At 73.4% G+C, this 22,548-nt stretch carries 20 protein-coding genes; 13 read left to right on the forward strand and 7 right to left on the reverse strand.

All coding sequences use genetic code 11. The features are described 5' to 3' along the window. The first annotated feature begins 112 nt into the window (after positions 1-112). From P8A18_RS29565 to P8A18_RS29595, 7 genes are all read left to right on the forward strand, one after another. The gene (locus P8A18_RS29565; RefSeq protein WP_306059451.1) at positions 113-1,114 is read left to right on the forward strand and encodes an aldo/keto reductase; all 1,002 of its coding nucleotides are present in this window, start codon (positions 113-115) and stop codon (positions 1,112-1,114) included. A gap of 114 nt (positions 1,115-1,228) precedes the next feature. Beyond that, positions 1,229-2,062 carry a M55 family metallopeptidase gene (locus P8A18_RS29570; protein WP_018552626.1) on the forward strand — a complete coding sequence of 278 codons (834 nt, stop codon included), beginning with the start codon at positions 1,229-1,231 and terminating at the stop codon, positions 2,060-2,062. Beyond that, positions 2,055-3,398 carry a M20/M25/M40 family metallo-hydrolase gene (locus P8A18_RS29575; protein WP_306059455.1) on the forward strand — a complete coding sequence of 448 codons (1,344 nt, stop codon included), beginning with the start codon at positions 2,055-2,057 and terminating at the stop codon, positions 3,396-3,398. The genes P8A18_RS29570 and P8A18_RS29575 overlap by 8 nt, the downstream gene beginning before the upstream one ends. 24 nt (positions 3,399-3,422) lie before the next feature. Then, a complete protein-coding gene (locus P8A18_RS29580; protein ID WP_306059457.1) occupies positions 3,423-5,411 on the forward strand; it encodes an LpqB family beta-propeller domain-containing protein in 1,989 nt (662 codons plus the stop codon). After that, a complete protein-coding gene (locus tag P8A18_RS29585; protein ID WP_306059459.1) occupies positions 5,408-6,352 on the forward strand; it encodes a S66 peptidase family protein in 945 nt (314 codons plus the stop codon). The genes P8A18_RS29580 and P8A18_RS29585 overlap by 4 nt, the downstream gene beginning before the upstream one ends. 133 nt (positions 6,353-6,485) lie before the next feature. Next, positions 6,486-6,725 (forward strand): LapA family protein, encoded by a 240-nt coding sequence (locus tag P8A18_RS29590; RefSeq protein ID WP_018552622.1) that lies wholly within the window; start codon positions 6,486-6,488, stop codon positions 6,723-6,725. Positions 6,726-6,797: 72 nt separating this feature from the next. Further along, positions 6,798-7,352, forward strand: coding sequence for a GNAT family N-acetyltransferase (locus P8A18_RS29595; protein WP_306059462.1), 555 nt, complete (start codon positions 6,798-6,800; stop codon positions 7,350-7,352). 30 nt (positions 7,353-7,382) lie between these two features. Here the strand turns inward: P8A18_RS29595 and P8A18_RS29600 are convergent, their stop codons facing one another. After that, the gene (locus P8A18_RS29600) at positions 7,383-9,251 is read right to left on the reverse strand and encodes a transketolase (RefSeq protein ID WP_306059464.1); all 1,869 of its coding nucleotides are present in this window, start codon (positions 9,249-9,251) and stop codon (positions 7,383-7,385) included. A gap of 438 nt (positions 9,252-9,689) precedes the next feature. Here P8A18_RS29600 and P8A18_RS29605 point away from each other — a divergent pair, with 438 nt between their 5' ends. Then, a complete protein-coding gene (locus P8A18_RS29605) occupies positions 9,690-11,801 on the forward strand; it encodes a discoidin domain-containing protein (RefSeq protein ID WP_306059466.1) in 2,112 nt (703 codons plus the stop codon). A gap of 101 nt (positions 11,802-11,902) precedes the next feature. Here P8A18_RS29605 and P8A18_RS29610 read toward each other — a convergent pair whose 3' ends face one another. Continuing rightward, positions 11,903-12,241: a DUF6204 family protein gene (locus P8A18_RS29610; protein ID WP_306059469.1), complete on the reverse strand. Its 339-nt coding sequence runs from the start codon at positions 12,239-12,241 to the stop codon at positions 11,903-11,905. A gap of 214 nt (positions 12,242-12,455) precedes the next feature. Here P8A18_RS29610 and P8A18_RS29615 point away from each other — a divergent pair, with 214 nt between their 5' ends. Together P8A18_RS29615 and P8A18_RS29620 are read left to right on the forward strand one after the other, a co-directional pair. Further along, entirely contained in the window at positions 12,456-14,423 is a 1,968-nt protein-coding gene (locus P8A18_RS29615; RefSeq protein WP_306059471.1) for a DUF5107 domain-containing protein, read from the forward strand. A gap of 43 nt (positions 14,424-14,466) precedes the next feature. Beyond that, positions 14,467-15,015 carry a P-loop nucleotide/nucleoside kinase family protein gene (locus P8A18_RS29620; protein ID WP_306059473.1) on the forward strand — a complete coding sequence of 183 codons (549 nt, stop codon included), beginning with the start codon at positions 14,467-14,469 and terminating at the stop codon, positions 15,013-15,015. A gap of 10 nt (positions 15,016-15,025) precedes the next feature. Here the strand turns inward: P8A18_RS29620 and P8A18_RS29625 are convergent, their stop codons facing one another. From P8A18_RS29625 to P8A18_RS29635, 3 genes are all read right to left on the reverse strand, one after another. Beyond that, a complete protein-coding gene (locus P8A18_RS29625) occupies positions 15,026-15,379 on the reverse strand; it encodes a VOC family protein (RefSeq protein WP_306059475.1) in 354 nt (117 codons plus the stop codon). Between the two features lie 103 nt (positions 15,380-15,482). Next, positions 15,483-16,292: a class I SAM-dependent methyltransferase gene (locus tag P8A18_RS29630; RefSeq protein ID WP_306059478.1), complete on the reverse strand. Its 810-nt coding sequence runs from the start codon at positions 16,290-16,292 to the stop codon at positions 15,483-15,485. 174 nt (positions 16,293-16,466) lie between these two features. Further along, the gene (locus tag P8A18_RS29635) at positions 16,467-17,972 is read right to left on the reverse strand and encodes a bifunctional phosphatase PAP2/diacylglycerol kinase family protein (RefSeq protein ID WP_306059480.1); all 1,506 of its coding nucleotides are present in this window, start codon (positions 17,970-17,972) and stop codon (positions 16,467-16,469) included. Positions 17,973-18,217: 245 nt separating this feature from the next. Between P8A18_RS29635 and P8A18_RS29640 the strand changes: the two genes are divergently transcribed. Both P8A18_RS29640 and P8A18_RS29645 read left to right on the forward strand, forming a co-directional pair. Beyond that, entirely contained in the window at positions 18,218-19,012 is a 795-nt protein-coding gene (locus P8A18_RS29640) for an IclR family transcriptional regulator (protein WP_306059483.1), read from the forward strand. A 51-nt stretch (positions 19,013-19,063) separates the two neighbouring features. Next, a complete protein-coding gene (locus tag P8A18_RS29645; RefSeq protein ID WP_306059485.1) occupies positions 19,064-20,314 on the forward strand; it encodes an aminotransferase class I/II-fold pyridoxal phosphate-dependent enzyme in 1,251 nt (416 codons plus the stop codon). A gap of 161 nt (positions 20,315-20,475) precedes the next feature. On the opposite strand, the gene P8A18_RS29650 is transcribed toward P8A18_RS29645, so the two are convergent. Then, positions 20,476-21,102 carry a DedA family protein gene (locus tag P8A18_RS29650; RefSeq protein ID WP_306059488.1) on the reverse strand — a complete coding sequence of 209 codons (627 nt, stop codon included), beginning with the start codon at positions 21,100-21,102 and terminating at the stop codon, positions 20,476-20,478. Further along, a complete protein-coding gene (locus P8A18_RS29655) occupies positions 21,099-21,881 on the reverse strand; it encodes an MBL fold metallo-hydrolase (protein WP_306059490.1) in 783 nt (260 codons plus the stop codon). The genes P8A18_RS29650 and P8A18_RS29655 overlap by 4 nt, the downstream gene beginning before the upstream one ends. A gap of 221 nt (positions 21,882-22,102) precedes the next feature. Here P8A18_RS29655 and P8A18_RS29660 point away from each other — a divergent pair, with 221 nt between their 5' ends. Continuing rightward, the gene (locus tag P8A18_RS29660; protein WP_306059492.1) at positions 22,103-22,507 is read left to right on the forward strand and encodes a hypothetical protein; all 405 of its coding nucleotides are present in this window, start codon (positions 22,103-22,105) and stop codon (positions 22,505-22,507) included. Positions 22,508-22,548: the final 41 nt, after the last annotated feature.

A 22,548-nucleotide genomic window follows, 5' to 3' on the forward strand; every position in this document is an offset into this window, starting at 1 on the left:
CCTGAATCCAAGCGGAATCTCCTGTTGGACTGCTGGATCGATGTGAGCGAGCCTGGACCTGTGCCCGTTCCCCGACCGGGCGAACCGGAACATCTCTCCCGTGGAGCCTCGTATGTACATCCCGTCCGCCGACCGCTACGCGAACATGCCCTACCGGCGCACCGGGCGCAGCGGCCTGAAGCTGCCGGCCCTCTCGCTCGGCCTGTGGCACAACTTCGGCGGGGACCGGACACCGCGGACACAGGGCGAGATCCTGCGCCGGGCCTTCGACCTCGGTATCACCCACTTCGACCTGGCCAACAACTACGGCCCGCCGCCCGGCTCCGCCGAGAGCGCGATGGGCCGCGCCCTGGCGACGGACTTCGCCGCCCACCGCGACGAGATCATCGTCTCCACCAAGGCCGGCTACCTGATGTGGGACGGCCCGTACGGCGAATGGGGCTCGCGCAAGAACCTCCTCGCCTCGCTGGACCAGAGCCTCACCCGGCTCGGCCTGGACTACGTCGACATCTTCTACTCCCACCGGCCCGACCCCGAGACCCCGCTCGAAGAGACCATGGGCGCCCTCCACACGGCGGTGCGGCAGGGCAAGGCGCTCTACGTCGGTGTCTCCAACTACTCGCCCGAGCAGACCCGCGAGGCCGCGCGGATTCTGAAGGACCTCGGCACCCCGCTCCTCATCCACCAGCCGCGCTACTCGATGCTCGACCGCTGGGTCGAGGACGGCCTGCTCACGGCCCTGGACGAGCTGGGCGCCGGCTCCATCGCCTACTCCCCGCTGGAGCAGGGCATCCTCTCCGACCGCTACCTCCACGGCATCCCGGAGGGCTCCCGCGCCGCGGGCAGCAGCCCCTTCCTGTCGGCCGACGCGGTCACCCCCGACCTGGTGGCGCGGCTGCGCGAACTGAACGAACTGGCCTCCGCGCGCGGCCAGTCCCTCGCCCAGATGGCCCTGGCCTGGGTGCTGCGCGGCGGCCGCGTCACCTCCGCCGTGGTCGGCGCGAGCAGCGTCGCCCAGCTGGAGAACAGCGTCGAGGCCGTGCGCAACCTGGAGTTCACCGACAAGGAACTCGGCCGGATCGAGAAGCTGCTGAAGGGCGCCAAGCGGCGCTGAGGCTCCGGCGCCCCCGGCGGTCCGCACCGGCCGCCGGGGCCGTCATTGGAATGGACCTGTGGAGGTCCCGGCAGCCCTGGCCTGCGCGTTCTGCGGCGCGTACCGTGTTGCCGCATGAAGATCCTCGTCAGCGCAGACATGGAAGGCGCCACCGGCGTGACCTGGCCGGCCGATGTGCTGCCCGGCACGCCGCAGTGGGAGCGGTGCCGCTCCCTGTTCACCTCCGACGTCAACGCCGCCGCCCTCGGCTTCTACGACGGGGGAGCGGACGAGGTGCTGATCAACGAGGCCCACTGGACCATGCGCAACCTCCTGCTGGAGAAGCTGGACGACCGCGTCCAGATGCTCACCGGCAAGCACAAGTCGCTCAGCATGGTCGAGGGCATCCAGCACGGGGACGTCGACGCCGTCGCCTTCATCGGCTACCACACGGGCGCCGGCACGGAAGGCGTCCTCGCCCACACCTACCTCGCCAACTCCATCACCGGGGTCTGGCTGAACGGGGTCCGGGCGAGCGAGGGGCTGCTCAACGCCCATGTCGCCGCCGAGTACGGCGTCCCCGTCGTCCTCGTCACCGGGGACGACCTGACCTGCGTGGACGCCGAGGGGTACGCCCCCGACGCGCGGAAGGTCGCCGTCAAGGACCACGTGTCGCGCTACGCCGCCGTCTGCCGCACCCCCGCCCGCACCGCCGCCGACATCCGGGCCGCCGCCCAGCAGGCCGTCCCGCTGGCCGGCCGGTACCCGCCGGTCGAGGGCGGCCCGTTCACCGTTGAGCTGGAGTTCGACGCCGAGCACCTGGCCGCGGCGGCCACCGTCGTCCCCGGTGTCGGGCCGAGCGGCGAGAGGCGTGTCGCGTACACCAGCGCGACGATGTACGAAGGTATCCGCACGTTCAAGGCGGTGACGACGATCGTGTCGGCCGCCGTGGAGGAACAGTATGGCTGAGGCCCCCGCCCCCCAGGACTCCGTCGACGGCCTCGCGCTCGACGAATCGGTGACGTTCACCTCCGAACTGATCCGCATCGACACCACCAACCGGGGCGACGGCGACTGCCGCGAACGCCCCGCCGCCGAGTACGTCGCCGAGCGCCTCGCCGCCACCGGACTCGAACCCGCGCTCCTGGAGCGCACCCCCGGCCGCACCAACGTGGTCGCCCGGATTCCCGGCACCGACCCCAGCGCCCCCGCGCTCCTGGTCCACGGCCATCTGGACGTGGTGCCCGCCGAGGCCGCCGACTGGACCGTGCACCCCTTCTCCGGCGAGGTGCGCGACGGCACCGTCTGGGGGCGCGGTGCCATCGACATGAAGAACATGGACGCGATGGTCCTGGCCGTCGTCCGGTACTGGGCACGGGCCGGCATCCGCCCCCGCCGCGACATCGTGATCGCGTACACCGCCGACGAGGAGGCCAGCGCCGACGACGGCTCCGGCTTCCTCGCCGACCAGCACGCCGCCCTCTTCGAAGGGTGTACGGAGGGCATCAGCGAATCCGGCGCCTTCACCTTCCACGCCGGGCCCCACATGCCGCTCTACCCCATCGCGGCCGGCGAGCGCGGCACCGGATGGCTCAAGCTCACCGCCCACGGAAAGGCCGGCCACGGCTCCAAGGTCAACCGGGCCAACGCCGTCAGCGCGGTCGCCGCCGCCGTCGCCCGTATCGGCCAGCACGAGTGGCCGGTCCGCCTCACCCCGACGGTCCGCGCGGCCCTCACCGAGATCGCCGCACTCCACGGCATCCATCCCGATCTCGACGCCCCCGGCTTCGACGTCGACGAACTCCTCGGCAAGATCGGGCCTGCCGCCGCCCTCGTCGCCCCGACCGTCCGCAACAGCTCCAACCCGACGATGCTGGAGGCCGGTTACAAGGTCAACGTCATCCCGGGCCACGCCACCGCCTACATCGACGGGCGGACCGTCCCCGGCGGCGAGGAGGAGTTCCGGACCACGCTGGACCGGCTCACCGGGCCCACGGTCGACTGGGAGTTCCACCACCAGGAGGTCGCGCTCCAGGCCCCCGTCGACTCACCCACGTACGCCAAACTCCGGGCCGCCATCGAGCGGTTCGACCCCGAGGGGCACGTCGTGCCGTACTGCATGTCGGGCGGCACCGACGCCAAGCAGTTCTCCCGGCTCGGCATCACCGGGTACGGATTCTCGCCGCTGAAACTGCCCGTCGGCTTCGACTACCAGGCCCTCTTCCACGGTGTGGACGAGCGCGTCCCCGTCGACGCCCTGCACTTCGGCGTCCGGGTCCTGGACCACTATCTGCGCACCGCCTGAACCCGTCGGGGGAGACTCACACACATGGCATCCACACAGGCCCACGGAAGCTGGCCCTCGCCGATCGACGCCGCGCTGGCCGCGTCCCACGACGGCCGTCCCGAGTACGCCGGCGCGGTCGGCGACGAGCTGTGGTGGACGGAACCGCGCCCGGCCGAAGCCGGCCGGCGCGCCCTGGTCCGCCGGACGGTGGACGGCACCACCACCGAACTGCCCGCCCCCTGGAACGTCCGCAGCCGCGTCATCGAATACGGCGGACAGCCCTGGGCCGGCACCGGACGGGCCGAGGGCGGCCCGCTGATCGTCTTCGTCCACTTCGACGACCAGCGGCTGTACGCCTACGAGCCCGACGGCGCCCGCGAGCCGTGGCCGCTCACCCCCGTCTCCGCGGTCGGCGGCGGACTGCGCTGGGTCGACCCGCGCCTGCACCCGGACCGGGGCCCGGCCGGTGAGGTCTGGTGCGTCCTGGAGGAGTTCACCGGCGACGCGCCCACCGAACTGCGCCGCGTCATCGCCGCCGTACCACTGGACGGATCGGCGGCCGGCGACCGGTCCGCCGTACGCGAACTCAGCCCGGAGCGGCACCGGTTCGTCACCGGGCCGGAGGTCTCGCCCGACGGACGGCGCGCCGCCTGGATCGGCTGGGACCACCCGCTCATGCCCTGGGACGGCACCGAGGTGGTGGTCGCCGACATCGCGGAGGACGGCACCTTCCACGGCGCCCGCACCCTCGCCGGCGGCCCCGACGAGTCCGTGCCGCAGATCCAGTGGACGGCGGACGGGCACCTGCTCCTGGCGAGCGACCGCGGCGGCTGGTGGAATCTCTACCGCCTCGCCCCGGACGGCGGCGAGCCGGTCGCGCTGTGCCCCCGCGAGGAGGAGTTCGCCGCCGGGCTGTGGAAGGTCGGGCTCGTCTGGTTCCGCCCCCTGGAGAACGGGCTGATCGCCACCCTCCACGGCAGGGGCACCACGACGCTCGGCATCCTCGACCCGGAGACCGGGGACCTGGTGGACATCGCCGGACCCTGGACCGAGTGGGCCCCCACCCTCACCGTGCAGGGCAGCCGGGTCGTCGGCGTCGCCGCGAGCCCGCACAGCGCGTACGAGATCGTGGAGCTGGACACGGCGACCGGGCACACCCGGATCATCGGCGCCCCGCACGAGGACGCGATCGACCCCGCGTACTACCCCGAGCCCGTCGTCCGCACCTTCACCGGACCCGGCGGACGCGAGATCCACGCCCAGGTCTACCCGCCGCGCAACCCCGACCGCACCGGCCCCGACGGCGAGCTGCCGCCCTACGTGGTGTGGGCCCACGGCGGCCCCACCAGCCATGCCGGCCTCGTCCTCGACCTGGAGATCGCCTACTTCACCTCACGCGGCATCGGTGTCGCCGAGGTCAACTACGGCGGCTCCACCGGATACGGCAGGGCCTACCGCAACCGGCTGCGCGAGCAGTGGGGCGTCGTGGACGTGGAGGACTGCGCCGCCGTCGCCGGGGCGCTCGCGGCCGAAGGCACCGCCGATCCGCGACGGCTCGCCGTCCGGGGCGGCAGCGCCGGAGGCTGGACCACCGCCGCCTCGCTGACCGGCACCGATGTCTACGCCTGCGGCACCATCATCTACCCCATCCTCGACCTCACCGGCTGGGGCACCGACGAGACCCACGACTTCGAGTCCCGCTACCTGGAGTCGCTGGTGGGACCGCTCGCCGAGGTCCCCGAGCGCTACCGCGAACGCTCCCCGGTGACCCGCACCGACCGGCTCACCGCGCCGTTCCTGCTGCTCCAGGGCGAGGACGACCCGATCTGCCCGCCCGTGCAGTGCGAGCGGTTCCTCGCCGCCGTCGAGGGGCGCGGCATCCCGCACGCCTACCGCACCTACCCGGGCGAGGGCCACGGATTCCGGCGCGCCGACACCATGATCGACGCGATCGAGTCGGAACTCTCCCTGTATGCCCAGGTGTTCGGCTTCGATCGCCCGGACGTGGTTTCCCTGGAGCTGAGGAAGTGACCCTCGCCCCGCTGACCCGCCCCGCCCGGCTGCGCACGGGCGCCAGGGTCGCCGTCGTGTCCCCGAGCGGACCCGTGCCCGCCGACCGCCTGGAACCCGGACTCGACATCCTGCGCGGCTGGGGTCTCGACCCCGTGCCGATGCCCCATGTGCTCGACGTGCGCCGGGAGTTGGACTACCTCGCCGGTACGGACGAGGGGCGTGCCCGGGACCTCGGCGACGCCTGGTGCGACCCGTCCGTCGAGGCGGTGATCTGCGCGCGGGGCGGCTACGGGGCGCATCGCATGGTCGACCTGGTGGACTGGGCGGCGGTGCGCCAGGCCGGGCCCAAGGTGTTCGTCGGCTACAGCGACATCACCGCGCTCCACGAGGCGTTCGCGCTGCGGGCCGGGTTCGCCACCCTGCACGGGCCCATGGCGGGGACGGAGGCCTTCCTCAAGGACCCGCGCACCCAGGAGTCCCTGCGGGCCACCCTGTTCGAGCCGGAGACCGTGCGGACACTCGGGCTTGAGGATGCGCGGGCGCTCGTCCCCGGCCGGGCGCGCGGCATCACGTACGGCGGCTGTGTCAGCCTGCTCGCCGCCGGCCTCGGCACCCCGGATGCCCGTGCCTCGGCCCGGGGCGGGCTGCTCGTCATCGAGGACACCACCGAGGACCCGTACAGCCTCGACCGCATCCTCACCCAGCTGCTGCGGGCCGGGGCGCTCGACGGCGTCGCCGGGGTGGCCTGCGGGTCCTGGGCGGGGTGCGGACCGTACGAGAAGGTGCGGGCGGTGCTCGCGGACCGGCTCGGGGCGCTGGGTGTCCCGGTCGTCGAGGAGCTCGGCTTCGGGCACGGACCGACCGGGCTGACCATTCCGCTCGGCGTGCCGGCGGTGCTCGACGCCCCCGCGGACGGCGGCCCGGCCACCCTCACGGCCGAGGTGCCCGCCCTGCTCTGAGCGGTCGCGCGGCGCCGCCGCTCCCACCGCCCCGTCACCCGAATGGTCGAGCATCAGTGCCTGCCGGGGCGGCGGCGGAGCCATCCTGGAGCCCCGGGCGACGGCCGTACCGGGGCCGGGAAAGGGGCTGCTCATGAGTCCGAAGGACGTGTCGAGCAGCGGGAAGAGCGGCAGCGGGGCGTTCACCCCCGGCCGCATTCTGGTCCTCGTCATCGCGGTTCTGTCGGTCGTGTTCATCGCCGAGAACACGAAGGACGTCAAGGTCCGCCTCATCGTTCCGCTGGTGACCGCGCCGCTCTACGTGTGGCTGGTCGTGATGTTCGTGGCGGGCATGGCGTGCGGCGCCTACCTCTTCCGCAGGCGGCCCAAGTAGGGCCGGTGCGCGCGGCGGCCGTGCGGGCAGGGCTCACGGGCCCGGCCCGCACGGCCGCTCTACGCTGGAACGATGTCCGACACCAGCTACCTGGCCGAGGGGCCGCGCACCGCGATCCGCCCCTTCACGCCCGCCGACGCCGGCGAGTTCACCACCCGGGCCCGGGAGAGCGGCCGGCTGCACCGCCCCTGGCTGTTCCCGCCCACCGCCCCCGACGCGTACGCCGCTTACGCGGGCGCGCTCATCGACGATCCGACGCGGGCCGGCTTCCTCGTGTGCGAACGGCACGGGCCGCACGATCCGGCCGACGGCGCGATCGCCGGGTTCATCAACATCAACAACATCGTCGCCGGAGCCTTTCGCTGCGGCGCGCTCGGCTACGGCGTCTTCGCGCACGCGGCCGGGCGCGGCCTCATGAGCGAGGGCCTCGGCCTCGTCCTGGACCGCGCCTTCGGCCCGCTCGGGCTGCACCGCCTGGAAGCCAACATCCAGCCGGGCAACGAGGGTTCGATCGCCCTGGTCCGCCGGGCCGGATTCCGGCGCGAGGGCTACTCACCGGACTTCCTCCACATCGACGGCGCCTGGCGCGACCACGAACGCTGGGCGATCACCGCCGAGATGCGCTGACCCCGCGCACCCCGGCGACGTTGCCGGGCCCTAGCCGGCCAGGCGGCGGGCCGCTTTGGCGATGTGGGTGCGGGAGATGCCCGCCGCGTCGAGCAGTTCCCCGGTGGTGCCGGACCCCGGGAGGTTCCGCCCGGCGAGGTGGGCGAAGGCGGGATGGCTGTTGGCCGAGGCGAGGGCGGAGAGCACGGCCTCGCCGATGCCGCCCTCGGGGTGATGGTCCTCGGCCACGACGAGCGCGCCGGTCTCCTGGGCCGCGCGGGTGAGGGCGGCGATGTCGATCGGCTTGACGGAGTAGAGGTCGATGACGCGGGCGGCGATGCCCTCGTCGGCCAGCTGACCGGCGGCGGCCAGGCACTCGTGCAGGGTGACCCCGGCGCCGATGAGAGTGACCCGGTCGTCGTCGCCGTGGCGCAGCGTCTTGGAGCCGCCGACCGGGAAGGCCTCCTCGCTCCCGTAGAGCACCGGGTAGGCGCCCCGTGTGGTGCGCAGGTAGGAGATGCCGTCGAGATCGGCCATGGCCGCGGTCAGCGCCGCCGCCGAGGTGGCGTCGCTCGGGTAGAGGACGGTCGAGCCGCGTACCGAACGCATCATGGCCAGGTCCTCCACGCCCATCTGCGAGGGTCCGTCGGCACCGATCTCCACCCCGCTGTGGGTGCCGCACAGGGCCATCGTGATGTCCGAGACGGCGGCCATCCGGATGAAGTCGTGCGCCCGGGTGAGGAAGGCGGCGAACGTGGTGGCGTACGGGCGGTAGCCGCGCACGGCCATGCCCACGGCCTCGGCGATCATCTGCTGCTCGGCGATGTACGTCTGGAAGAACCGCTCGGGATACGCCTTCTTGAAGTCCTCGGAGTGCGTGGAGTTGCCGACCTCGGCGTCCAGGGCGACGACGTCGGGCCGTGCCCCGAGCGCGACCAGGGCCTTTCCGAAGGCGACCCGGGTGGCGACCTCGTCCCCCTGGTCGAAGCGCGGCAGCTCCACGGTGCCGCCGGCCTGCGGGGCGGCGGCAGCGGCCTTCGGCGGCCGGGGGCCGCTGACCCGGAGATCGCGGATGCCGCCCAGCTCCTCGACGGCGCGGTCCGCCATGTCCGAGGGCAGCGGCTTGCCGTGCCAGCCCTCCTTGTCCGCGACCTCGCTCACCCCGCGCCCCTTCACCGTCTTCGCCACGATCACGGTGGGGGCCGTGCCGTCCGCCGCGGTCTTCAGGGCCCGGTCGACCGCGGTGAGGTCGTGGCCGTCGACGACGAGGGCGCGGCAGCCGAACGCCTCCACACGGCGGGCGTAGGTGTCGGTGTTCCACTGCAACTCGGTCGGGCCGCTCTGGCCGAGGCGGTTGACGTCGATGACGGCGATGAAGTTGGCCAGTTTGTGCTGGCCGGCCTTGTCCAGGGCCTCCCACACGGACCCCTCGGTCATCTCGCTGTCCCCGCACAGCACCCACACCCGGTAGGGCTGCTTCTCCAGGTCCCGCCCGGCGAGCGCGATGCCGACGCCGTAGGCGATGCCCTGGCCGAGCGAACCGGTGGCCACGTCCACCCAGGGCAGCTCGGGCGTGGGGTGGCCCTGGAGCCGGTGGCCGAAACGGCGGTAGGTCGTCATCAGCTCCTTGTCGCTGACGGCGTCGGCCGCCTTGAACATGGCGTAGAGCAGCGGCGAGGCATGGCCCTTGGAAAAGATCAGGTGGTCGCCCGCGGGGTTGTCGGGGGCCTGCCAGTCGTAGCGCAGATGCCGGGTCATGAGCACGGCCATCAGATCGGCCGCGGACAGACTGGAGGTGGGATGCCCGGAGCCGGCCGAGGTGCTGGCGCGCACCGAGTCCACCCGCAGCTGCTGCGCGAGCTCGAACACCTCGGTGAGTTCGCTGTCGGGACCGAGCGTGGTGGTCTGCTGGGTGGTCATGGGACGGGCCTTTCCTGTGGGGGTGGGGCGACAGGAGACGGGTTCCCGATTCCGGCCGGTCCATCACCCCCCGGACGCGGGTTGACCTCCTTCGGCCGTGGGCCGGGAGCGGGCGCCCCGGGCTTTTCCGGCTCCGAGGGCGTTCCGCGACGCGTGGTCCGCCCTGCGCTCCGGTCGGCAGGTCGGCAGGTCGGCAGGTCGACCGCGGACCGACGGAGTCCGGGTCCTCATCGCCCCGTAGAGCCGCAACCGCCCGTTCAACAGTTGATGTCACGTCAGGGGCCGCCGCGCCGGGTTGCGGCGAATCGCGTTCAACTTCTTGACGTGTCGGCATCAACGCCGCAATCATCTGCTCACCCCAGAGAGCGCTCTCTCGGGATTTGGCGACCACGAGGAGACGCCATGCACAGAAGTAGTTCCCCCAGTTCATCCCTCTCGATGACCAACCGCAGAAGATCCCTGATCCTGGCGCTGGTCGTCACCGTTCTCGCGAGCCTGGTTCTTGCCCTGAACGGCAACACCCCCGCCAAGGCGGCGGACACCCTGCTCTCGCAGGGCAGGACGGCAACGTCATCGTCGGTCGAGAACGCCGGTACCCCCGCCTCCGCCGCGGTCGACGGCGATGCCGGCACCCGCTGGTCCAGCGCGGCGGCCGACCCGCAGTGGATCCAGGTGGACCTGGGCGCCGCCTCGTCCATCTCCCGGATCACGCTCAACTGGGAGGCCGCGTACGCGAAGGCGTTCCGGATCCAGACGTCGGCCAATGGCACCGACTGGACGAGCGTCTACTCGACCACCACAGCCACCGGTGGCAAGCAGACGCTCGACGTGACCGGTTCGGGCCGCTACGTGCGACTGACCGGCACCCAGCGCGCCACCGCCTACGGCTACTCCCTCTGGGAGTTCCAGGTCTTCGGCGGCTCCGGCGCCACCGAGGCGGAATGCGGCAGGACCAACGCGGCGCTGAACAAGCCGGCCTCCGCCTCGTCGACCGAGAACGCCGGAACACCGGCCTCCGCAGCCGTCGACGGCGACGCCGGCACGCGCTGGTCCAGCGCTCCCGGCGACCCGCAGTGGCTGCGGATCGACCTCGGCTCCCGCCAGACCATCTGCGGGGTCCAGCTCAGCTGGGAGGCGGCCTACGCCAAGGCGTACCAGATCCAGACCTCGACGGACGGCACCGACTGGACCACGCTGCACAGCACCACCACGGGGCCCGGCGCCACCGAGCTGATCACACTCACCGGCACCGGCCGCTACGTCCGGGTGTACAGCACGGCCCGCGCCACTGAGTACGGCATCTCCCTCTGGGAGTTCCAGGTCTTCACCGGCGGCGGTGACGTGGACCCGGGCGGCCCGACGGATCCGCCGCCCGGCGACTCCGTCCTGCTCTCCTACGACAAGCCGGCCACCGCTTCCACGTACCAGAACGCCAACAGCTGCGTCGGCTGCACCCCGGCCAAGGCGTTCGACCACGACCCGGCCACCCGGTGGGCCACCAGTGACAGCGACGGCTGGGTCGACCCCGGCTGGATCAGCGTCGACCTGGGCGCCACAGCCCACATCACGCAGGTCGTGCTGCAGTGGGACCCGGCGTACGCGACGGCCTACCAGATCCAGACGTCACCCGACGGCACCAACTGGACGAGCGTCTACTCCACCACCACCGGCAAGGGGTTCAAGGAGACCCTGAACGTCGACGGCGACGGCCGCTACGTGCGGATGTACGGGACCGCGCGCAGCAACGGCTACGGCTACTCGCTGTGGGGCTTCGACGTGTACGGCACGGGCGGCGACCCGACGCCGCCGCCCGCCGCGCCGCCCGCGCCCCACAACCCGCCGCAGCTCGTCTGGAGCGACGAGTTCAACGGTCCGGCGGGCACCAAGCCCGACACGGGGAAGTGGACGCAGGACCCCGGCAACGGCCAGAACGGCGAGCTGGAGACCTACACCAACGGTGACAACACCAACATGGACGGCGAGGGCAACCTCGTCATCGAAGCCAGGAGGGAGGCCGACGGCTCGTACACCTCGGGCCGCATCAACACCTCGAACCACCTCAACTTCGCCTACGGCCACGTCGAGGCCCGGATCAAGGTGAGCGGCACGCAGGGTCTGTGGCCCGCGTTCTGGATGCTCGGATCCAACTTCAACACCGGCACACCGTGGCCGAACTCGGGTGAGATCGACATCATGGAGCACGTCGGCAGCGTCGCCGACTCGGTGTACTCCACGCTGCACGCGCCCGCCTACTACGGCGGCAACGGCTACGGGGAGCCGTACACCCTGGCGGGCAAGGACTTCGCCTCCGACTTCCACGTCTACGCCGTTGACTGGGATGCCGACCACATGACGTTCTCCGTCGACGGCAACGCCTTCTTCACGGCGGACAAGGCGACGGTGGAGGCGACCCAGGGCCCCTGGGTCTACGACCACCCCTTCTACATCATCCTGAACAACGCGGTGGGCGGTGACTGGCCCGGATCCCCGGACGCCTCGACCGTCTTCCCGCAGCGGATGCTGATCGACTACGTGCGGGTCTCGCAGTGACAGGCGCGGCAGCACACCGGCGGTAATGAACGGGTGACGCGTCATGGCGCGTCGTCAGGGAGTGATGGTGCCCGCACACGGTCTCCCGCCGTGTGCGGGCGTCACCGCCGCCCCTTGTAGTTGATTTTCATCGTGTCCATGTCGGTGGCCGTGGACCGAAGCCCGCCGTGTCCGTACCCCGCCCTCCCGAGCGTCGTCTGCGCCCGGTCCTCGGCGATCGCGGACGCCATCTCCTCGCCGTCCTCGGCGTCCGAGACGACCACGTACCGGAAGCTGAAGTGCTTGAGCGCCCGGTCGTAGGTCAGCGAGCCCTCCTCGGTGAACTGCATCGCGGCGAGGCCGTGCTCCTCCACCTCGGCGAGCAGCCGCTCGCGCGCCGCGTCCGTCAGCCCCTCCCACGTGCCGCGCACGATCACCCGGTACGTGTGCTGCGTGCTCATGTGTTCCGCCGTTCCTCTCGCCTGCCGCGTTCGTGTCGGATGCGAGCGTACGGGGCCGGGAGCGAGGCGGAAACGGAATTCCGGGCGGGCGGCGGCCGGGCCCTTTGCCGAAGAGTGACGCCTGGGACCCTGGTCCGGGCGGCGGCAGGCGTGTTCCATGGTCATCGGGGGGCGCCCGGACCTGTGGCGGCCCGCGCGAGTGAGCGAGGTTGCCTTGGCCACCACCGTACGACGTGCCGTACTGACCCTGCCCGCCGCGGCGACGGGACCGGAGAACCCGCTGCCCGCGCTGCGGCCCCTGGACGAGACGCATGTCATCGACGACGGGGACCGGGCCGGGCTCCCGCGCGACATGGCCCGCCAGCTCGGCCACACGCCCCTGGCCACCGTCCTGCCCGTCCGCACCCTCGACGGCTACGGGCGCGAACGCACCCCCACGGACCTCGAAGCGATCGTCATCGAGAACGACCACCTGCGCGTCACGGTGCTCCCCGGACTCGGCGGCCGTATCCACTCCCTCGTCCACAAACCGGCCGGCCGCGGCCTCGTCTACGCCAACCCCGTCCTCCAGCCCGCCGACTTCGCGCTCAACGGCGCCTGGTTCTCCGGCGGCATCGAGTGGAACATCGGCGCCACCGGCCACACCACCCTCTCCTGCGCCCCCGTGCACGCGGCCCGCGTCCCGGCGCCCGACGGCGGCGAGATGGTCCGGCTCTGGGAGTGGGAACGGCTGCGCGACCTGCCGTTCCAGGTCGACCTGTGGCTGCCCGACGACTCCGCGTTCCTGCACGTCGGCGTACGGATACGCAACCCGCACGAGCAGCCCGCACCCGTCTACTGGTGGTCCAACATCGCCGTCCCCGAGGGCGAACGCACCCGCGTCGTCGCCCCGGCCGACGAGGCCTGGCACTTCGGGTACGAGCGGACACTGACCCGGGTCCCGGTCCCGGAGACCGGCGGCACCGACCGCACCTACCCGCTGCGCAGCGCCTACCCCGCCGACTACTTCTACGAGGTGCCCGAGGGCGCCCGCCGCTGGATCGCGTCCCTGGACGAGCACGGCCACGGACTCGTCCAGACCTCCACCGACCTGCTGCGCGGCCGCAAGCTGTTCCTCTGGGGCAGCGGCCCCGGCGGCCGGCGCTGGCAGGACTGGCTCACCGAACCCGGCACCGGCGGCTACGCCGAGATCCAGGCCGGCCTCGCCCGCACCCAGCTGGAGCACATACCGCTGGAGCCGGGCGGCGAGTTCAGCTGGCTGGAGTCGTACGGGCCGCTGGCCGCCGACCCCGCGATCGTGCACGGCAACGACTGGGCGGCGGCCCGCGCCGAGACCGAACAGCGGCTCGCCGACGTCCTGCCGCGCGCCGACGTGGACGCCGCGTACGCCGCCTGGCGCGCCCGCGCCGACACGGAACCGGGCGAGAGCCTCGCCACCGGCTCCGGCTGGGGCGCCCTGGAGGTGCGGCGCGGCCGCTACAAGCTGCCCGGCACGCCGTTCGCCGACTCCACGCTCGGGGAGCAGCAGGCCCCCTGGCTGGAGCTGCTGGAGCAGGGCACCCTCCCCGGACCGTCCGAGGCCGCCCCGCCGGGCCCCACCCTGGTCTCCTGGCACTGGCGCGACATGCTGGAGACGGCCCCCGCCGAACCGCTCACCGAATACCATCTCGGCGTCGCCCAGTGGCACGCCGACGACCGCGCCCAGGCGGTCCGCAGCTGGGAACGCGGCCTGGCCACCGCCTCGTCCCGCTGGCCGCTGCTGCGCTGCCTGGCCGTCGCCGCCCAGGAGAGCGGCCAGCGCGAGCGGGCGGCGGACCACTACACGGAGGCGTTCGACGGCCTGTGCGCGGAGCGCGGCGACGGCGAGGCATGGACCGCCGCCACCGCGGCCCTCGGCCGGGAGACGATCGAGGCGCTCCTCACGGCGGGCCGGGCCGAGGCCGCCCGCGCGGTGTGGGCGGGACTGCCGCCGGAGATCCGGGCGCGGGGCCGCTTCCGTCTGCTGGAGGCCCGGCTGCTCATCGCGGAGGGCCGGACCGGGGACGCGAAGGCCCTGTTCGACGCCGGCTTCGAGGTCGCCGACCTGCGCGAGGGGGCGGAGGTGCTGGAGGAGATGTGGCACCGGCTCACGGACGAACCCCTGCCGGACCTGTACAACTACCGGATGCGCCCGAGGGCCTGACGGCACGACGGCACGACGGTACGAGGAACAGGAGCATCGCTACATGATCGTCTGGATCAACGGGGCCTTCGGCAGCGGCAAGACCACCCTGGTCACGGAGCTGACCCGCAGACTGCCGGGCGCCCTGGTCTACGACCCGGAGCACGTCGGCTTCCTGCTGCGGCGGATCGTGGAGGTCCCCGACGGCGACTTCCAGAACATCCCGCTCTGGCGCAAGCAGGTGGCGTCGCTGGCGCGGGGGCTGGTCGAGGAGTACGGGCGGCCGGTGCTGGCACCGATGACCGTGGTCCGCCGGCAGTACGCCGACGAGATCTTCGACGCTCTGGACCGGGCGGGCGTGCCGGTCCATCACTTCTTCCTCGACGTGCCCGCCCGGGTCCTCGAACAGCGTCTGGACGACCGGGTGGTGGTGCCCGGCGATCCGGAGCGCGACGAGGCCGCGCGGCGCTGGGGGAAGGCGCGGATCGCCGAGTGCGTGGCGGCGGTCGGCAGCCTGCGGGAGGACACGGTGGTACTGGACGGTGAGCTGCCCACCCGCGAGCTGGCCGGCCTGGTGCTGGAGCGGACCGGCCTGGCCGGGGCCGTGGTCTGAGGGTCGCGGCTCAGCCGGGCAGGTGGCGGTCGACGTACTCGAAGACCGATCCGTCCGGGTGGACGGCGATCAGGTTGCGGCCGACCGGGGTCGGGACGGGGCCCGCGATGACGCGGGCGCCGACCCGGGTCAGGGAGTCGTGCGCCTCGTCGACGTTCTTCACGGCGATCGTCGCCGTCACCTTGCGCAGGATCTCCAGTTCCGGCTCGGGCCCGCTCATCAGCAGGAAGCAGCCGATGGCGGCGACGGAGACCCCGCCGCGCTCGAAGCGCAGGGCCTGACCGCCCGTGAGCTCCTCGTAGAAGGCCACCGCGGCCTCCAGGTCGGCGACGCAGATACGCAGCGTGGTTCCCAGGATTTCCATGCCCACCAGGGTAGTTGGCGGGCCGGCGCCACGTGATCGATTCGGGCGGGCGAATCGCCGCAGCGGCCCCGGGCCCGTGCGTGCCGGGCCCGGGGCGGTGCGCTCAGGCGCGGCAGAGCACCTCGCCGTGCGGGACCATGAACCAGCCGTCGCCCTGCTCGCCCCACCGGCGCCACGCCTCGGCGATCTCCGCCAGCCGCTCCGCCGTCGCGTGCCCGCCGTCCACCGCGCGCGCCGCGTACGCCGAGCCGACGGTGCGGTCGGCCCACAGGCCGCTCCACCACGCCCGGCTCTCCGGGGTGGCGAAGCACCAGGAGCCCGCCGTCGGCGTGATGTCGGTGAACCCCGCCTGCCGGGCCCAGGACAGCAGCCGGCGTCCGGCGTCCGGCTCGCCGCCGTTGGCGCGGGCCACCCGTCCGTACAGCTCCTGCCAGTGGTCCAGCCCCGGTGACTCGGGGAACCAGGTCATCGCGGCGTAGTCGCTGTCGCGCGCCGCGACGACGCCCCCGGGGCGGCAGACCCGGCGCATCTCGCGCAGCGCCCGCACCGGGTCGCCCACGTGCTGGAGGACCTGATGGGCGTGGACCACGTCGAAGGAGTCGTCGGGGTAGTCCAGGGCGTGTACGTCCGCGACCGCGAACCCGACGTTGTCCAAACCGCGTTCGGCGGCGGCCGCGGCCGCCTGGCCCAGGATCTCGTCGGTGGTGTCCAGCCCCGTCACCCGGCCCGGGGCGACCCGTTCGGCCAGGTCGGCGGTGATGGTGCCGGGGCCGCAGCCGACGTCCAGCACGCTCAGGCCCGGACGGAGTTCGCCGATGAGGTAGGCCGCGGAATTCTCGGCGGTGCGCCACCGGTGCGAACGCAGCACCGACTCGTGGTGGCCGTGGGTGTAGACGGCGGTCTCCTTCGGCATGGCCGTGCATCCTCTCTCGAAACGCGAACCGCGAAATCGCTGATCGGTAGGACCACCGTAGACCTTGCCGCCGAATAATGAGATGGGAATCTTGCGATGTGGACAGCGCTGGGCCATGCGAAAGGGCGGCCGACTCGGCGCCGGCCGCCCTCCGTTGCCTACCGGCCCGGTCCGCTACACCGGCCTCGGGCAGTACACCGTCAGCGCCTCCGGCAGCTTGTCGATCATCAACTCGCTTCCGCTGTGCGCCACTTCACCGTCGTACGCATACGGCGTGCCGGGCTTCAGCCCGGAGATCCGCACGCGTTGCCTGCGGGTGGCCGCGTGTATCGGCGAGCGGGTCAGCGGCCCCGCGACGGCGGCGGCCAGCAGCCTGAGCGCGGGGGTCCGGCCGCCGTGCACCACCCGTACGTCCAGCAGCCCGTCCGCCAGGTTGTGCCGCCGGCCCGGCGCCGGGCCCACCCGCTGGAACAGGCCGTTGCCGACGAACAGCAGCCACAACGGGCGCCGCCTGCCCTGGAGTTCGGCCTCCAGCGGGCGCTCGCCGCGCAGCACGCGCAGAGCCGCCAGGACACCGGCCGGCCAGCCGCCGATCCGGGGCGACCAGCGCTCCCGCATCCGTACGAGCTCCGGGTACACGCCCAGGCTGAAGGCGTTGAGGAAGTAGCCGTGGGCACCCCCGGGCCCGTCGGGGCCCGGCCGGAAGCGGCCGAGGTCCACCCGGACCGCGCTCCCCTCACCGAGTGCGGCGACGGCGTCCGCGACCGTCTCTATGCCCAGGTCGTACGCGAAGTGGTTGAGGGTCCCGCCGGGGAACACCGCGAGCGGCACATCGTGCACGGCCGCCACCGCCGCCGCCTGGTTGACCGTGCCGTCCCCGCCGCACACCCCCAGCGCCCGGCCCCGGCCCGCCGCCTTCTCCAGCTCGGCGGAGAGCCGGTCGGGCGGGCACTCGACCACCTCCGCCTCCGGCAGCGCGTCCTTGACCAGCGACGCGGTGGCCGTGGCCGTGCCCGACTCCTGGTTGACGACGACCACGAGGTCCCGGCCGTCCGGCAGGGCGGGCGCCTCGGCCGGAGGGCGGCCGGGAGCCGGCAGCTGGCCCCGCGTCGGGATCACCCCGCGCAGGGCGAACGCCGCGCCCACGCCCAGCACCGCACCCGCGAGGACATCGCTCGGGTAGTGGACCCCGGTGTAGACGCGGGACGCGGCCACGGACAGCGCGACCGGCGCGACCACCGCACCCCACCCCCTGGACTCCAGCGCCACCCCGGTGGCGAAGGCGGCGGCCGACGCGGCGTGCCCCGAGGGGAAGGACGTGGTCACCGGCTGGCGCTTCAGCTGCCGTATCACCGGCACGGCGTCCAGTATCGGCCGCTCCCTGCGGACCGCGCCCTTGCCCACCGTGTTGATCGCGGCCGAGGCCACCGCCAGCGAGGCGACGCCCCGCAGCGCGGCCCGCCGGGCACGGGCACTGCCCCCGAAGGCGGCCATGGCACCGGCCGCCGCGAACCACAGGAGCCCGTGATTGGCGCTGCGGCTGAGCCGGGGCAGCACGGGACCCGCGGCCGGCCAGTGCCGGCGGGCCAGGTTCTGGAACACCGCGACATCGCGGCTGTGGAACCGGCCGCGCACTCCGGTGAGCAGGGGCGGGACGGAAGGGATGCTCGCTGACGACATGGAACAGCGGATACCCGCCAACGCCGACCCGAACCAGCAGGCGCGCCGCAGCGCGCCGGAGGCACGGCCGAGGAGTCCCGGTCCCGACCACCATTCGGCCCCATAACCGGGCGAACCTCCCCTGCGGCCGGGTGGCCCGTGGGCGACTTCACTCCGTCTTTGCCCCGACAAGTCCGCCGCGCTTAGCCTGCGTTCGTGATCCCGGTCACCGGCCGGGATACCGAACGAGAGGGTGGTGCACGACCATGGGGCGACTCGTCCCCGCGGTGACCAGGGCGCTGGACGTACTCGAACTCTTCCTCCACGGCGACGGCACGCTCTCCGCGCCCGAGGTGACCCGCAGGCTCCAGCTCCCCCGTACCACCGTCCATGAGCTGCTGACCACGCTCGCCGCCCGTTCGTACCTGGTCACCGTCCCCGACCGGCCCGGCCGCTACCGCCTCGGCGTCCGCACCTACCAGCTCGGCAGCCGGTACGCGGAGCAGCTCGACCTCGCGTCCGAGGGCAGGCAGGTGGCGCAGTGGGTGGCCGGCACCTGCGGCGAGGCCGTGCAGGTGGCGGTCCTGGAGGGCACCGACGTCATCTACATCGCCCAGGCGGACTCCACCCACGCGGTACGGATGGTGTCGGCGGCCGGCCGCAGACTGCCCGCCCACTGCACATCCGTCGGCAAGATGCTGCTCGCCTCGCTGCCCGACGGGGAACTCGACGCCCGGCTCGACGGGCTCGAACTGACCGGCCTGACCCGCGACAGCGTCACCGACGCGCGGGAGCTGCGGACCGCGCTCGACGCCGCGCGGAAGCGGGGCGTCGCCGTGGAGCGCCAGGAGTCCGACCCCGACGTGGGCTGTGTCGCCGCCCCCGTACGCGACCGCTCCGGGCGGGTCGTCGCCGCGCTGTCCGTCTCCGTCCCGATGATCCGCTGGGACCAGGAGCGCGAGCGGGAACTCGCCGCGCTCGCCGTCGCCGGCGCCGAGGAGCTGTCCGGCCGCCTCGGACACGACCTCAGGCCGGGCGCGCCGCCCCATTCCCTCGTATAAAGGTCCGGAGGACAGCCCTCAGCGGACCGAGCGGCGGCGAAGGAGGCCCGGATGGGCCGGGAGCGGACCGGGGGCCAGGAGCGCGGCACGGAGACGGTCCGGGAGGACCGCGGTCCCGTACGGTACGGGCCGCACGCCCCCTGGCCCGGTCTGCCCGTCCTGCCCGAACTGGCCGAGGTGCTGGCGGCGGCGGCGGACCGGGCCGCACCCGAACCCGGCGGCGGGTCGGCCACCCTGCGCGAGGCCGCCTGCGCCTACTGGGAGCGGCGCGGACTGCGCTGCGGCCCCGATCACGTCGCCGCCGCCCCCGGCACCTCCCCGCTGCTGCTCGCCCTGGTCGCCGCGCACGGGGGCGACGTGCTGCTGCCGCGCCCCTGCCCCGCCTCCTGGATTCCGCAGGCCCGGCTGCTCGGCCGCCCCGCCTACCAGGTGCCCACCCCCGCCGAGTGCGGCGGCGTCCCCGACCCGTACGCACTCCTGGAGACCGTCCGCAGGGTGCGCGCCGAGGGCGGCCGGCCAAGGCTGCTGCTGCTCTCCGTGGCCGACGACCCCACCGCGACCGTAGCCCCGCCCGAACTCGTGCGGGAGGCGTGCGAGGCCGCCGTCGCCGAGGGCCTGCACATCGTCAGCGACGAGACCTGGCGCGACACCCTGCACAGGCCGCACGAGACGGTGCTGGTCAGCCCGGCCGAGATGTGCCCGGACGACGTGACGGTCGTCTCCGGCCTGTACGGCGCGCTGACCCCGCCCGCCTGGCCGGTCGCCGTCGCCCGGTTCCCCGCCACCGCGCGCGCCGCCGCCCGCCGGGCCCGCACCCTGGACATCCTCACCGCCCTCGGCGCCTTCGTCGCCCGCCCGGTCGCGGCCGCCGCCGCCCACGCGCTGCGCGAACCGGAAGCCGTCACCGGACGGGCCCGCCGAGCCGCCGCCCTCCAGGCCCGCGTCGCCGCCGAGGCCCACCGGGCGGTGCTCGCGACGGGCGCCCTGGCCCGGCCCCCGCAGGCCGGCCGCCACCTCTACGCCGACCTCGGCCCGCTCCGCTCCGCGCTCGCCGCCCGCGGGGTCACGGACTCGCTCGAACTGGAGGAATACCTCAGCCGGCGACTCGGCACGCCCACCCCCGGCGGCCACCGCTTCGGCGACGAACTCGGAGCCCTCCGCGTACGGCTGGGCACCGGGTCACTGCTGGGTACGACCCCGGAACAGCAGATCCGCTCGCTCACCGCCCCCGAGCCCCTCGCGTTGCCGCACGTGGCACAAGCCCTGAGCGTCTTCCGGGCGGCCCTCGACGAACTGCGCTGATCCACCAAGGATCACGGGACAGTCCTTGGCCTCGCCATGTCCCGGCCGGCCCGCGAACACACCATCCGGCCCCACGCGGAGGGACCGCGCCACATCCGCCGCCTGCCGTACGCCCCGAGCCCCTGCCGCCCGCCCCGCCCGGCGCGGGCCCCGGCCTGACGTCACCGCGCCCAGCGCGCCCGCGTCCGGCGCCACACCGCGGGCGCCGCGCTGAGCAGCAGCGTGAGACCCACCGCCGCCACCACCCCCTGCCACGGCTCCGGGAACAGCGAACCGCCCAGGATGCCGATCAGCTGATACGTAGCCGCCCACGCCAGACAGGCCGGCACATCGCCCCGGGCGAACCGCCGCATCGGCATCCGCCCCAGCAGACACGCCAGCATCACCGGAATGCGCCCCGCGGGCACCAGCCGGGACAGCACCAGCACCGTCGCGCCGTGCTCGTCCAGCTTCCGCTGCGCCTGCGCGAGCCGCTCCGGCGCGGCCCGGTCCCGGATGGTCCGCAGCCACCGCGAGCCGTTCTTCGACCGCACCCCCCGCTGCCCCAGCCAGTACAGGGATATGTCCCCCAGGAACGCCGCCGCCGACGCCACCGCGAACACCACCAGCAGGGCGAACGGCGACGACTGGTGGAACGCCACCACGGCCGCCGAACTCACCAGCGCGCCCGTCGGCACCACCGGGACCAGCGCACCCAGCGCCACCAGCAGGAACAGCGACGGGTAGCCGACGGCCTGCTGTGTCGACTCCGGGGGCAGCTGCGCCGTCTGCCGCAGGAACTCGATCACCCGGAGCCCTCCGGCCGCACGCGCTCCCCGTGCGCCAGCCGGTGCACCACGACCCCGGGCGCCCGCAGCGCCGCCTTCCGCTCGAACTCCTCGCCCGGGGCGTGGAACTCGTGCGGCCGGATGCCGTCCATCCCGATCGGCCAGTACGTCCCGTAATGCACCGGTACCGCCGAGCGCGGCTCAAGACGGGCCAGCGCCTCCGCCGCGCGCCCCGCGTCCAGGTGCTCGTGGCCGAGATACGGGCCCCAGCCGCCGACCGGGAGCAGGGCCACGTCCACCGGGCCGACCGCCTCCGCCATGTCGTCGAAGAGCCCGGTGTCCCCGGCGAAATACGTGCGGGCGGCGCCCTCCACCACGTACCCCAGGGCGGGGGAGCGGTGCGGGCCCAGCGGAAGGCGCCGGCCGTCGTGCAGCGCCGGCACGGCCCGTACCCGCACCTCGCCCACGCGCACCTCGTCGCCCGCCACGACCTCGGTGATCCGCAGACCGCGCACCCTGCGCAGCATCCGCAGCCCCGGAACGGCCCGCACCGAGCCGCGCGGCACGATCAGCCTGGCCCCCGGGGCGACCCGCGCCAGCGACGGCAGATGCAGATGGTCGGAGTGCAGATGCGAGATCAGGACCACGTCGGCGACGGCCGCGTCCGGGCCGGGCAGCGCACCACGGCGGCGCCGCAGATGCGCGAAGCGCCGTACGAAGAGCGGATCGGTCAGGAAGCGCACCCCGGAGTCCTCGATCGTGCACGTGGCATGACCCCACCAGGTGATCTCCACCGGCACGTCGCCTCCTCCTGTTCACCGGACCCTTCGGACCTGACCGCACCTGCCCGAAGAGCCTACGGGCCCCCGCCCCGCTCCGGTCCGCGCACCCCGGCGCATCAGGCATTCCGGGTCCAGGGGCCGTGCCCCCGTGCGCCCCCTCACCGCCCCGGTACGCGCCCTGGGGCCACGGGAGCGGGCGCATAGGGTCGAAGCCAAAGGACAAGCACGGGGAGACGGCCATGGGGGACGTACGAGTGGCGGCCATCGCCAGTCTCACGCCGCTCGAAGAACTGGACAGCGACCCCTTTCTGGTGGACACCCGCGGCCAGCACGCCATGTGCGCCCGCTGGGCCGCCGACCAGGGCTATGTCGTCACCCGGCAGCTGCGCCTCTACGGGCTGCGCCCCGACCACCCCGCGCTCTGGGCCGATGTCGACAGCGGCGAGATCGAGCTGTTCGTCGCCCCCTGCGACCGGGTCCTCGCCCGCGCCCTGGCCTCGGTGCCGCAGTTCACCGCGGAGTGCGAGCGGCGCGGCGTACGCCTGGAGATCGCCGGGCTCCACGAGCCCTCCTACAGCGCCGACGACAAGGCCGGAGTGCACCGCAGGCTCTCCATGCCGACCGCCGGATACGACGGCTGCTGACCGCCCGCAAGCCCGCGCGACCCCCTGTGAAAGGCTGAGAC

Origin of the sequence: Streptomyces sp. Mut1 (assembly GCF_030719295.1) — a bacterium.
Classification (GTDB): Bacteria; Actinomycetota; Actinomycetes; order Streptomycetales; family Streptomycetaceae; genus Streptomyces; species Streptomyces castrisilvae.